Source organism: Flavobacterium sp. W22_SRS_FK3, from assembly GCF_052113665.1.
Lineage (GTDB): Bacteria > Bacteroidota > Bacteroidia > Flavobacteriales > Flavobacteriaceae > Flavobacterium.
Window position 1 is genome coordinate 1 of sequence record NZ_JBGQOF010000022.1, and the last position, 13,368, is coordinate 13,368.

The 13,368-nt window shown below is 33.9% G+C and carries 10 protein-coding genes; 5 read left to right on the forward strand and 5 right to left on the reverse strand.

From position 1 onward, the window contains the following. Together ACEN2I_RS17085 and ACEN2I_RS17090 are read left to right on the forward strand one after the other, a co-directional pair. Positions 1-523 (forward strand): SDR family NAD(P)-dependent oxidoreductase (locus ACEN2I_RS17085; RefSeq protein ID WP_441767317.1); only part of this gene is annotated, 523 nt, incomplete at its 5' end. Positions 524-589: 66 nt separating this feature from the next. Further along, positions 590-1,510: a helix-turn-helix domain-containing protein gene (locus ACEN2I_RS17090; RefSeq protein WP_441767318.1), complete on the forward strand. Its 921-nt coding sequence runs from the start codon at positions 590-592 to the stop codon at positions 1,508-1,510. A gap of 292 nt (positions 1,511-1,802) precedes the next feature. Here ACEN2I_RS17090 and ACEN2I_RS17095 read toward each other — a convergent pair whose 3' ends face one another. Continuing rightward, on the reverse strand, positions 1,803-2,009 hold the full coding sequence (locus ACEN2I_RS17095) for a hypothetical protein (RefSeq protein WP_441767344.1): 207 nt from the start codon (positions 2,007-2,009) through the stop codon (positions 1,803-1,805). Positions 2,010-2,547: 538 nt separating this feature from the next. On the opposite strand from ACEN2I_RS17095, the gene ACEN2I_RS17100 reads away from it, so the two are divergent. Further along, positions 2,548-2,823, forward strand: a complete 276-nt coding sequence (locus tag ACEN2I_RS17100; protein ID WP_441767319.1) for a GNAT family N-acetyltransferase — start codon at positions 2,548-2,550, stop codon at positions 2,821-2,823. A gap of 421 nt (positions 2,824-3,244) precedes the next feature. On the opposite strand, the gene ACEN2I_RS17105 is transcribed toward ACEN2I_RS17100, so the two are convergent. From ACEN2I_RS17105 to ACEN2I_RS17120, 4 genes are all read right to left on the reverse strand, one after another. Next, positions 3,245-4,135 (reverse strand): SDR family oxidoreductase, encoded by an 891-nt coding sequence (locus ACEN2I_RS17105; RefSeq protein WP_441767320.1) that lies wholly within the window; start codon positions 4,133-4,135, stop codon positions 3,245-3,247. 116 nt (positions 4,136-4,251) lie between these two features. After that, a complete protein-coding gene (locus ACEN2I_RS17110; protein ID WP_441767321.1) occupies positions 4,252-4,833 on the reverse strand; it encodes a Crp/Fnr family transcriptional regulator in 582 nt (193 codons plus the stop codon). Positions 4,834-5,306: 473 nt separating this feature from the next. Beyond that, entirely contained in the window at positions 5,307-6,440 is a 1,134-nt protein-coding gene (locus ACEN2I_RS17115; protein ID WP_441767322.1) for a PepSY-associated TM helix domain-containing protein, read from the reverse strand. A gap of 43 nt (positions 6,441-6,483) precedes the next feature. Then, the gene (locus ACEN2I_RS17120; protein ID WP_441767323.1) at positions 6,484-8,928 is read right to left on the reverse strand and encodes a TonB-dependent siderophore receptor; all 2,445 of its coding nucleotides are present in this window, start codon (positions 8,926-8,928) and stop codon (positions 6,484-6,486) included. A 254-nt stretch (positions 8,929-9,182) separates the two neighbouring features. Between ACEN2I_RS17120 and ACEN2I_RS17125 the strand changes: the two genes are divergently transcribed. Continuing rightward, positions 9,183-11,225: an alpha-L-fucosidase gene (locus tag ACEN2I_RS17125; protein WP_441767324.1), complete on the forward strand. Its 2,043-nt coding sequence runs from the start codon at positions 9,183-9,185 to the stop codon at positions 11,223-11,225. A gap of 146 nt (positions 11,226-11,371) precedes the next feature. Next, positions 11,372-13,285, forward strand: a complete 1,914-nt coding sequence (gene nagB, locus ACEN2I_RS17130; RefSeq protein ID WP_441767345.1) for a glucosamine-6-phosphate deaminase — start codon at positions 11,372-11,374, stop codon at positions 13,283-13,285. Positions 13,286-13,368 lie beyond the last annotated feature (83 nt).

The window sequence follows — 13,368 nt, forward strand, 5'->3', positions numbered from 1 at the left end:
GAATCTTGCATTAGGGGGAATTTTAAAATACAAATATCTAGATTTTAATATTTCCCCACAACAATATGTTGTGATCCGTTTTGGTCATATTTTAGGAACTTCAAGCACCATCGGCCACTTCACTTCGCCTTTCCTTGGATATTACGGTTCTTCGAAATGGGCATTCGAGGCCATTCACGAAAGTCTTTCTGAAGAGGTAAAGCAGTTCGGGATCAAAGTTACCATTATTGAACCAGGCGCTTATGCCACAGAATTCGGCAGTAAAGAATCTATGAAATTTACAGGGAATATCGAAGCTTACAAAGATCTAAAAGCAGAATTTATTGAAAGCCTTTCATCCTATGAGCTGGGAGATCCAAATGCAACAGCGCAAGCGCTTTTCAAAGTTGTTGATTCTGAAAATCCGCCATTACGCTTTCATATGGGCAGTAATAACCTGTCATTCATAAAAGGGATCTATGCAGAACGGATCGCCCTCTGGGAATCTTGGGATGAAGTTTCAAGATCGGCACAAGGGAACTAGTGATTGTACAAGAAACCGATTATTTTAATAGTCGGTTTTCTTATCTTTAATCTTTAATAAAGAATTATGAAAAAGGACGAACAGATACATATAAAATTTAGATCACTTACTGAAGCACATCAGTTCTTTGACCTTCCAAAGCCAAAACATCCGCTGATCAGCATGATCAATGAAGTCCACAGCTTTATGCCTATGAATAAAATGCCCCCTCTCCACGTCTTAGGTTTTTATAAAATATCGTATAAACCAAAATTAAGTGGAAAAATAAAATATGGACAGGATTATTATGATTTCGATCAGGGCGGACTGTTGTTTGCAGCACCCGGACAGATCTTGGGAGGTGAAGGCTCCGAAGATTCAGCGTGCTCCAAGTTTTCATTGCTTATACATCCTGACTTCTTTTTAGGTTATCCATTGGCTAAAAAGATACAACAGTTTGGTTTCTTCTCTTATTCCATTAAAGAGACCTTACATCTTTCTGAAGAAGAAAAAAATACCATTCTTTCCATCTTTAGTTTTATGGAAAATGAATTGAATGCCAGGATCGATGATTTCAGCCATGATGTGATCATCTCGCAGCTTGAATTACTTTTAAACTATGCCAATCGTTTTTATAAAAGACAATTCATTACCCGAAAGGCCGTAGGAAGTAATCTTCTTGAAAAATTCGAGACGTTGTTAGATACCTATTTCAAGGATGGCCTATCTGTAAAATTTGGCTTGCCTTCCGTCTCATACTTTGCAGACCAGCTAAACCTATCCTCAAGTTATCTAACAGATATGCTCCGCTCACTCACAGGGCAGAGTACTCAGCAGCACATCCATGACAGACTGATTATTGAGGCCAAACAGATGCTTTCCACTACAGATCTCTCTGTAGGAGAAGTTGCGCATGCCTTGGGGTTTGAGCATTCCCAATCCTTCAGTAATCTGTTCAAGACCAAAACGAAAATTTCTCCTTTAGAATTCAGAAGGTCTTTTAATTGATTTTGCTGCAAGTTATATTATGTCATCCCAATAAGCAATATTTTTGTATCTGATCTTGATCCAAATGATCATCTTATCAATGGAAGACAACGAAGTTACTTATCCGGTTTATTCTCCGGCATCTGTAATAGGAATTTTCAGTAATACGCTTAAGCTGAATGTAACGGTCAATTTGATCTATCTGAAGAGTAGATACGCTTTTGCTGGTGGCAAATCCTACGGGAACTACTATTACGATCTTTTGTTCTCAGAAGGTGATCATACTTCGATCGGCATTCGCATTTCTTCGTTGTTAAGAAGCAAGATCACCAATAACGGTATCTACACGCTGATAGGGTTTATTGAGAAGAGCATCAAGAATTCTTCTAGTGAACTCTGTTTTGTGGTCGAAGAGATCATTCAGCAGTACAGATACGACCCAATTGTTTTCTGCGCCCTGTTTTATGGTGATCTGTAAATCTCCTGTGATCTTTATTTGAGCTATTCGCGTGAAAATTATCCATACTAAGAATTAAACAAGTATTGGTTATAAGCATTCTTCGCATTTCTACAAAGGCTTCGTGTGATAAATAATCATATATTGGAAAGTAAATATTCGCTTACTGAGGTTCGCATAATGTATGAGATCTATCACAATCCGTAGAGTACGGCAAGACAAATTAAGAAAATTATTGAGGTTGATGAAGGTTATCTAAGCAGGCTAATTATAAAATTAGTAAAACAAGATATTATTAAAAAGGAAAAGTCAGATACTGACAGTCGAATATCAAGATTGTTATTGTCAGAATTAGGAGAAGAGACTTTCTTAAAACTCAATCAAAATTCTTCTGATAGTATAGCAAAATTAATCAGTCATCTGAATTTAAATGAGAAGGCAGAGCTCTTAGCAAATTTTCAAAGCATAAAAACATTAGTAACGAAAGGAAACAAAAATGAACATTTATGAAATTAAAATCAGAACAGAGATGAAACCTAGAGGTTTAGGTTTTGTGATTTAAAGACATGGTAAACTATATGGTGAGGAATATAATTATGGAGTGAGTTTTGAAACGTATGTAGCACTTGGATTGAATGAATTTTATAAAAATTTTGATATAGCTAGAGATTGCGTAAGTATATGTGAGCATTATAACAATATAGTAGGTTTTGTTTTGTTAATGCATAGAGAAAATAATAGTGCTCAACTTCGATATTTTTATCTTGAGCCAGAATATAGAGGCATCGTGCTTGGAAAAAAATTTATGAATATTTTTATGGCTTTTTTAAACACAAGGGCTATAAATCCGCCTATTTATGGACTACTAATGAATTGATTGCAGCTGTAGCATTATATACAAGACATGGTTTTAAATTAACCGAATCTAAAGAATCGCTGGCTTTTGGAAAGACCCTGAATGAACAACGATATAATTTGATCGAGATTAATTGAAAAAAAAGTTTTTAAATATTGAGTACTAAACCCACGATGCAATTAATTAACTGCCATGATAATTGGGTATGCTAACGAAAAGTGGAGACATATTTCAGGGTGCATTTTTGTACACTTAACTATGTTAAATATTCTTATTATCCCTCAGCAATAAACCAAATTCTCGACTCATTTGAACTGGAAGCATATTGTGAAAACAATTTAGATGAGAAATAAAGACAAGTTATTTAGATTTCAATGAATCTCTTGCTTAAATATGTCATGATATTGAGTTTCTGAAATAAAATGATAATTAGTGAAGTTCACTAATACAGTAATTGTTCTTTATGTTTTTCTATAAAGTGAATCCATGTAGTAGGTTGTTTACCTGTAATTTCGTAAAAATTATCAAAAGTATTGTCTGCTCCATCAATAGTATTTGCGGCATATTTTTTCCAATGATCATAAACACAGCTCATATACGCGATTTCGGCACCTGCATTAATCATTTGTTCGAGAAATACATCTGGAGATTGTGGTACATAGGTAAATTTTTTGCCCACGATGGAGGTCATTAGTGCAGCAATTTCACCAAAATTTTTGGCATCGTAGCCAAGACGATATGTTTTTCCATTGTGTAATTCTGGATGTGCTAAAGTTAGTGAAGCAACTTCAGCAACATTATCTACATCGACCCAGCTTAGTGTAGCATCAGAAACATAATGATTTATAATACCTTCTTTTATTGCCTTTTTACCTCCATAACTTAGTAAGTTTTGCATAAAATCTTGTGGGCGTAGATGGGTAAAAGAAAAACCACACCACTCAATATAACGTTCTACAAACTGGTGCCATGCCCAATGTCCTATTGAAGTATCATCTGGCCCGCATGCACCCAAATGCACAACGTGTTGAATTTTAGCTTTTTTAGCATTATCTAATAAAGCTTTGCTTTGGCGTAGCATATCTACTGTATAACCTGTTACAATAAAAATTCGATCGATGTTTTTAAAAGCAGGGATGTGTGTGCTTTCATCATCAAAATCCAGAATAACTGTTGCTATCCCTTTCTTATTAAAGATAATTGCTTTCTCTGCTGTGCGAACAGCCGCTATTATTTCTATGGATTTATTTGCTAAAAGAAACTCGATTGTTCTACCCCCAACTTGGCCTGTTGCTCCTGTGATAAGTATTCTTGGTTTTGTGATGTTTAACATATGATTTATTTTTGAACTTTAAGTAAATTATAATAATCAAACACAAAGGTATCAACTAGTAGCAGTCAAGCACTTGATATAAGATAAGAAATACATAAGGAGGATTACTGTAATCATTATCTTTGTTTGGTAATTTCCTTTTTAACGCGGCTTAATGTTTCTGGAGTTATACCCAAATAAGAAGCTATTAAATTTTGGGGGACTCTTTGAATAAGTTCTGGATTACTTTGAAAAAGATTACTATATTTTTCCTTAGCGGAATAGGTTACAGAACTCAATAATCTATGTTCTTTTGTAACGAGGCTGTTTTGAAAAAGTATTCTAAAGTAGCGATCCATTATGGGAATTTCTAAGGTCATTTTTTCAAAATCAGATAAAGTAATCATCAAAATTTCACTGTCTTGAATGGCGTCAATATAAAAAATGGCTTTTTCGCCTGTAAAGAAGCTGTAGATATCTGAGGACCACCATCCTTCCAAAGCGAACATATTAACGTGTTCTATACCTTTAGGATCTACATTATAAGATTTTAGCAAGCCTTTTTCGACAAAGGAAAGATATCTACAAATCTCACCTTCCTTTAGGAGAAACTCTTTTTTACGTAACTTTTTAGCAATAAAATAGGTTATTATCTTTTGCTTTTCTTGTTCATTAAGTGTAACTTTTTCGAGGATATGTGAGAAAAAAACATTGTACATATTCAGAGTATATTAAAATTAAGAGGTTCAATATTGGTTTATTAAAGTAAGTAATTTATTAGGTATAATAATAGTCATTAGTAAGCACATTTGGTATAGTTACGTGCTTCTACTGTAGCAATTTTAAGATTTTAGAAGTTTATCCAAAGTCTATATAAATTTAATAGGGATTATGTTTAGTTTTAACTATTATTTTATTTTATTAATTTCTAAAAGCAGTTTGCTAAAAGTTTTAAATCTTCCAGTAAAAGGTTTGAATATTCTCGGCAAAGTTCACTTCAGGGGATAATCAATTTTGATATCGCTTTTTATTTAATGTAACTTATTGACTCATTTTTACTTAATTTGAATCTTGTAATAGTATATTATCAATAACTCAATTTGAAATATTCTGGTTGGAAACGAAACTTTGATTTTTTTTAGATATTGCATTCAAGTTTATAATTGCTGAAAAAATAAAGGAATTCATGCAATTATGATTTTGTTTTATTGATTCCGACATATTTTTTTTTCTTTCGTCCTAACCAAATTAACAATCCTGTAATTGGTAATGTGACGGCAAAAAGGCAAACTATAAAAGCAAGGATTTTAGTTGGATATCCATAAATATTTCCTGTATGAATAGGATAAATAAGTCGTCGGACTTTATCGCCATTGCTTAAAGATTCATAAGGTCTAATTTTTAAAAGTTTACCTGTGTATTTATCGAAATAGGCAATGCTTGAAATATTCGGAATCGATTTTTCAAGATTTAATTTAATCACCATGATACTGTTTATTTTGTCAGATGGAATTCTGATTTGAGTATCTCCTTTGTATTTATAAAGACTGTCCGTTTTTGAAAACAAATTCTGATAAAAAAAAGTTCTATCACTTTTTGGATCAATCTTCGTCGGATTTTCTACTTTAGCCGATGGTTTTTTCGTTGTTCCATCAGCCAGTAAATAAATGCCGCTTTCAAACCATTTAAAAGACCAGGTTAGTCCGGTTAGTGAGATTATCAAAAGAATAAAAAAACTATAGAAACCGAAAGTCGAATGAAAATCCCAATTGACTCTTTTAAAAGAGGCACTCCATTTTACGCTCAATCTTTGCTTTAGATTTTTTATTTTTTTTGGCCACCATAAGATAAAACCCGAAAGTAGCATTAAAACGAAAATCAGACAGCTACAACCGGTAATAAATTTCCCTACTTCCCCTAAAATGAGATGACGATGCAGATCGAGCACGACAGAAAAAAACCTGCTTTTTTCGGTAATTGAGGCCAATACTTTTCCTGTGTAAGGATCTACAGAGAAAATCTGATCATTTTTATCGGAATTGGTTGCTGTAATAATGACACTTCTATGAGGATTTTCATAAGTTTGAATACGATCAAATTGCGTAATTTTATATTTTTTCTGAATGGCATCAACGTAAAGGTCTACAGGTAATTTTTTTGTTCCGAGAGTTGAAACTTGATAAAATTCAGGATTTACAAAAGCATCAATTTCATCTTCAAAAACTAAAATGCTACCGGTAAGTGCTACTATAAATACAATAAGCCCGGACGAAAGCCCGAGCCATAAATGTAAAAATCCAATATTTTTTTTAAATGTTTTATTCATGTAAAAGAGGTGAGAAAATATTCTCAAATATAATTAAAGCTTTTTAAAAGGAGTATCCAAGTGTTAGCAACCAGTTCGAGGGTGCACCCGGAAATAAACGAATATAATCATATCCGCCAACCCAATACGTTTTGTTGAATACATTATTTGCATTTACCTGAATTTTAAATTTATTGATGTTGTAATACAATGCAGCATTAAATAAAGTATAGCCCGGAAGTGTTTGTGTGTTGGTTTGACTTAATGTACGCATTGTTGCAAAGTTGCTTCCTAAAGCAAGACCAAAATCTTTCAAAGCGCCGTCTGTAAAATTATATCGTGACCATAAATTACCTTGCTGACGCGGTGTGTTTGGTTTTTGTCTTCCAATTTCTGATTCAATCGGGCTTTCAGAAATTGAAGCTTCATTATATGAATAAGCTGCAGAAATACTCCAGTTTCGAGTGATATTTCCGTTCACATCGATTTCAATACCTTTCGATTCTTCTTCCCCTACAGCACGCATTAGATCGGGATTTGTAGTGTCATTTGCCGGATATAAAGTGTTTTTCTGCTGAATTTTAAATAGTGCGACAGTTACAAAAAGTTTTTCTTTAAACCAGGAGGATTTTCCTCCAAACTCGATCATATTACTTTCTAACGGATCAAAAGGGCCACCCGCATTTGGGTTGGACAAAGAGGAAGCTGTTTGAGGGTTGTATCCTTTTACGTAAGTTCCGTATAAATTAATGTTTGGATTTACGGTATATGTTAGTCCGAAACGTGGTAAAAACGAATGCTGCTTTACTTTATTTTCAGTATCTTTTTTGTAGTTTTCCTTATCGCTGTATTCGTCATAACGTACTCCAATTAAAGCTTGAAAAGAACCAATCTTAATATGATCCTGAAGGTATACACCGTACAAGGAATAGAAAGTAGGGTCAAAAGGACGCGCTGTATAAAAATACTTGCTCATGTCTTTCAACTGCTGTGATCCAGAAGGGTTAGTCAGATCAAAGTGTGCCACATTTGGTACCGGATTTCCTTCGGCATCCAATAAATAATCAGCTTTATTAGCAGGTTTATATGTTGCAATCGAACCTGTATTTGCTGCATTTCTATATCCTGTAGCCTGCAATTGCGAACCTCCTGAAGGTACTTGTTCCTGTGCATAATCGTACCCCAGAATCAGGTCATGCTCTAAAACTCCGGTTTTGGCTTCATATTTTAAAAAGGTCGAAAGATTATCGATGTAGCGTTTACGCTTACGTATAAAAACCTGCATTTCAATAGAAGTAGGAATCGTGGATCCATCAGCGGCAGATGCATATTTATTAGCACCACGATGTTCTAAAAGATCTTCGGTATAACCTGTTCGTATGTATGATGCAGAAAACGACAAATGGTCAGTAAATTGATGATTCAAGGAAGTGGTTACAATGTATGTCTCTTCATTTAAATAATCATTTGTAGAGTTTAATGAATTGGAAATTTTAGTAGAGTATAAATTATCTTCATAAGTGGATTGTCCTCGGTCCAGAATGCTTTTTGAACTGGAATAAATCAAATCAAAGTTGACACTGGTTTTATCATTTGGCAGGAAAGACAGAGAAGGAGCAAATACAATATTTTTGTCGAATTGTAAATCTCTAAATGAATTTGCATTTTCATAACCTAAATTCAATCGGTATAAAAGCGATTTGTCTTCTGTCAATGGTCCTGTAAAATCTGCTAAAGCCCTTAAAGTATTAAAACTTCCGGTAGAAAAACTCACACTGTTTGCGGCCTTATCCAACGGTTTTTTTGTCACTCTGTTGATAACCCCTCCAGGAGAAGCATTTCCAAACAAGGCAGATGAAGGTCCTTTTAAAACCTCAACACGTTCCAGATAATTGGCAAGCGGCTGTTTCCAGAATCCGGTAGATGTTCGCATACCGTTAAGTAATTGCGTGTTGCTTCCTCCATTGATTCTAAAGCCTCTAATCGAGATATCATCATAAAAAGTAAACTGGCTCACCCCACTGAAGTTTTTAACAACTTCGCCTACGCGAATAGCCCCCTGATCTGCGATTAACTCTTTTGTAGCATACGAAACGGCCTGAGGTAAATCTTTTAGGGCAATTTCTGTTTTGGCTCCAATAAATGATTTGGTGTTTCGGTACGATTTCTCTTTACGTCCGGTGATTTCAACAGTCTGTAAAGTATTGATATTTTCCTGTAAAATTATCGAAATTCGAAGATTTTCATTTTCATGTAATTCGATGTTTTTTTCCTGAACTGAAAATCCCATTGCTGAGAAATAAACAATATAATTTCCAGGTGCAAGATTAGTGATTTCAAAATTTCCCTTGTCATCAGAAATGACATTCTTTTTAAGATTCTTTATTGAGATAGAAGCATAAGAGATAACTTCATTATTTTCGGAAACAATTTTTCCGTTGATTTTGGCATTTTGTGCTATACCAATATTAAAAATAGCAAGGAGTATTAATGAGAAAGTAAACTTCATGGCGGTTATTTATTTTATTCTGCAAATTTATATTTATTTAGATTAATTACAAATAATTTTTTTAGTTTACATTAGTTTTTTTGTGATTAGGTATTTTTATAAGAGTAAAATTGTTATTGGTCGAAATTATATAGAATCGCTTCTGTATTTATTTAAATTTATCTTGTAAATGAATATTCAGCAAAATGTTAATTTCTGTTCTGATGAAAAAGGTTTTTATTTTATTGTGTTTTTTCGGTGTAATTTTTTCAATTATGAGCCAGGATCTAATAAAGTCACCGGAACCTTTTGGTCCATTGCCAACGCAAAAACAAGTTGATTGGCAGGAAATGGAATTTTATGCTTTTATCCATTTTTCCTTAAACACTTTTACCAATAAAGAGTGGGGTTATGGGGATGAATCACCAGAATTATTTAATCCAACTGAATTAGATGCGCGTCAATGGGCCCGGGTGGCTAAGCAAGCAGGAATGAAAGGAATTATTTTGGTAGCCAAACATCATGATGGTTTTTGTTTATGGCCATCAGAATATACTGAGCGTTCCGTAAAAAATTCTCCATGGAAAAAAGGAAAAGGAGATGTGGTAAAAGAATTAGCAGCTGCTTGTAAAGAGTATGGGCTTAAATTAGGATTGTATCTTTCGCCTTGGGATAGAAATAATCCTGATTATGGTAAACCTGCCTACATTACTTATTTTAGAAATCAATTGAAAGAATTATTGACTAATTATGGTGATGTTTTTGAAATGTGGTTTGATGGAGCAAATGGGGGTGATGGCTATTATGGAGGTGCAAATGAAATTAGAAAAATAAATACCTTAGAATATTACAATTGGGATGAAACCTATAAGATGATATATAAAATTGCACCTAAAACTTTAGTCTGGGGAATTGGACCTTCTGAGGCCAGATGGATAGGAAATGAGGAAGGTTATGCGCATGAAACCAATTGGAGTCTCTTACGTCAAAAAGACGACTTAGCCGGAAAAGTACATTATACAGAATATATGTCTGGGCATGAAGATGGCGAAAAATGGGTTCCTGGAGAAACCAATGTGTCAATACGACCAGGTTGGTTTTATCATGCTGTCGAAGATGATAAAGTACATACACTAGACGAAATGGTGGATTTTTATTATCACTCTATAGGTCGTAATGCAACTTTTCTATTGAATATTCCTCCAGATAAAAGAGGACTAATTCATGAAAATGATATTCAAAGATTAAAAGAATATGCAGCTGTCATTAAGAAAGATTTCAAGAAAGAAGTACTTGCCAAGAGTAAAGCCAGTGCTAGTAATTGGAGAGAAAATAGCCCAAAATATGCTGCAGCTAACACAATTGATGGGAATAACGAAACCTATTGGGCAACAGATGATAGTGTAAAAAAAGCTTCAATCTTATTTAGATTTAAAAAGCCAACCGCTTTCAATAGAGTTTTATTACAGGAATACATCAAATTAGGGCAGCGAGTTAAAGCGTTTACAGTTGAAGCTAAAGTCGATGGAGTCTGGGAAACTATTGCTAACCAAACAACTATTGGTTACAAAAGAATATTGAGAGTAAAAAGAGTAACCGCTTCGGAGCTTCGAATTACTATTGCTGATTCTAAAGCAGGTATTGTTATTTCAAATATTCAAGCTTTTAATGCGCCTGATTTTGTAAGAATGCCAGCTATACAAAGAGATAAAAGTGGAATGGTTTCGATGAATACTGAAGCAGGAAACACGATTTATTATACGCTTGATGGAACAAGACCTACTGCAAAAAGCAAGAAATACAATGGTTCATTTAAGTATGATAATGCAGTTGAAATAAAAGCTGTTTCACTAGATAATGAAGAGAGAATAAGCAGCGCTATTCGAATTGTTAAGTATGGTGTTTCTAAAGAAAATTGGAAAATTTTTTCAGCTTCCAGTGGCGACTTAAAAACAGTAAACAGAATTATAGATGGTAATTCAGCTACAACTTGGAATTTTGAAGGAGATGTCAATTTACAGTCGCAAGAAGTAATTATTGATTTAGGAAAGGAGATAACGATCAAAGGTTTTACTTATACTCCGCAACAAATAGGGAATCCTCTTAATTTAATTTCGAACTATGAATTGTACAGTAGTATAGATGGAAAAACCTGGACTAAACAATCAGAAGGAGAGTTTTCAAATATTAAAAACAATCCAATAGAACAAATTAAAACATTTGATCAGGTAAGAACGAAGTATTTGCGTTTTATAGCTAAATCAGGTGTTGACAGAAGCAAGACAGTAACCATCGGAGAGCTTAGTATTGTGGAGTAATTAGTTCAATTTTATAGATTCAATAAAATACAATTTTAAAAAAAATGTCTTTTGCCGAAGGAGGATTGTTATTAGTCGAATTTTTAATAGCTGGCAGTAATAAAGACTTAATTTTATCTTACATTAATTAAATGAATAACAGGCAAATGATTAAAGAAGGTATAGATTTTAAGGAAGCAGGAAAGTTTGAAGAAACACGTTTTGAAAAAATTCATAATGTTATTTTTGATTCATCCAGAGACGCTTCTTTATTAGTAGCACAGGAAATAGCAAATTTAATTCAAAGAAAAGAAGAATTAAATGAGCCTTGTATTTTAGGACTTGCAACTGGATCTTCACCCATAAAAGTTTATGAAGAACTTGTAAGAATGCATAAAGAAGAGGGACTTAGTTTTACGAACGTAGTTACTTTTAATCTAGATGAATATTATCCTATGGATAAAAATAACATTCAGAGTTATCATCATTTTATGCATGAACATCTTTTTAGTCATGTCGATATTCTTGCTGAAAACATTAATATTCCTGACGGAAAGGTAAGCAGCGATGCATTGCAGCAATATTGTATCGATTATGAGATGAAGATTAAATCGTACGGAGGATTAGATTTTCAACTTTTAGGAATTGGAAGAACAGGACATATCGGATTTAATGAACCGGGTTCTCACGTTAATTCAGGTACAAGAAGTATTACCTTAGATCATTTGACACGAACTGATGCAGCATCTTCTTTTTTAGGAATTGATAATGTACCCAGAAAAGCCATTACAATGGGTATTGGTACTGTTAGAAGTGCCAAACGAATTGTGCTTTTGGGATGGGGTATCAGTAAGGCAGGAATCATAAAAAAGACGATAGAAGGTGATGTTTCTTCACAAGTGCCAGCAACGTATTTACAAGAACATAACAACACCACTTTTGTATTAGATACTGAGGCTTCATCAGAACTAACCAGAGTAAAAACACCTTGGCTGGTTGCCTCAGTGGTATGGACAGAAGAGTTGAAATTAAAAGCGGTTGCCTGGTTAAGCGAATTAACTAAAAAGCCATTTTTGAAGCTGACTGATAAAGATTATAATGATAACGGAATGTCAAGTCTTTTAACAGAAGAGGGAACTGCATATGATTTAAATATTAAGATGTTTAATAAAATGCAGCAGACTATTACGGGATGGCCAGGAGGGAAACCTAATGCTGATGATACTTACAGACCTGAACGTTCAATACCGGCAAGAAAAAGAGTAATCATTTTTAGTCCGCATCCTGATGATGACGTAATTTCGATGGGAGGAACTTTTGACCGTCTTGTTGAGCAGGGACATGATGTACATATTGCGTATCAAACATCAGGAAATATAGCGGTTTCTAATGAAGAAGCTTTAAAGTTTGCTGAAATTTCAAAAGCTTTAAATGTCAACTCTCAGGAATCAGAAAATATTATTCAGTTTTTAAAGAACAGATCATCTAATGAAATAGATTCTTTAGAAGTTAGAAAATTAAAAGGATTAATAAGAAGAAGCGAATCATTGGCAGCTACTCGTTATTTAGGTGTTGCTGATTCAAATGTACATTTTCTTGATCTTCCTTTCTACGAAACAGGTACGGTAAAGAAGAACAACCTGTCTAAAGCAGATATTGATATTATGTGTAATTTAATTGATACTGTAAAACCACATCAGATATATGCTGCAGGTGATTTAGCAGATCCGCATGGTACGCATAAAGTTTGTCTGGATAGCTTATTTGAAGCTTTGAAAATAGTAAAAAAGAATAGCTATATGAACGATTGTTGGGTTTGGTTATACCGAGGAGCCTGGCATGAATGGGAATCCTACCAAATTGAAATGGCGGTTCCAATGAGTCCGGATCAGGTACTTAAAAAACGCCATGCTATTTTTTATCACCAGACACAAAAAGACGGTGTGATGTTTCAGGGTGATGATAGTAGAGAATTTTGGGTAAGAGTTGAAGACAGAAACAGATTGACAGCAAAAAAATATCATGATTTAGGCTTAGCAGATTATTCGGCTATCGAAGCTTTTAAGCGTTATCATTTTTAATTAGCTGTTTTTAAAATATAATAAACTATTCATGTGGTTTATTTGGTTAGTTACCTGTAAAAATGCAATCTTACGATTGCATT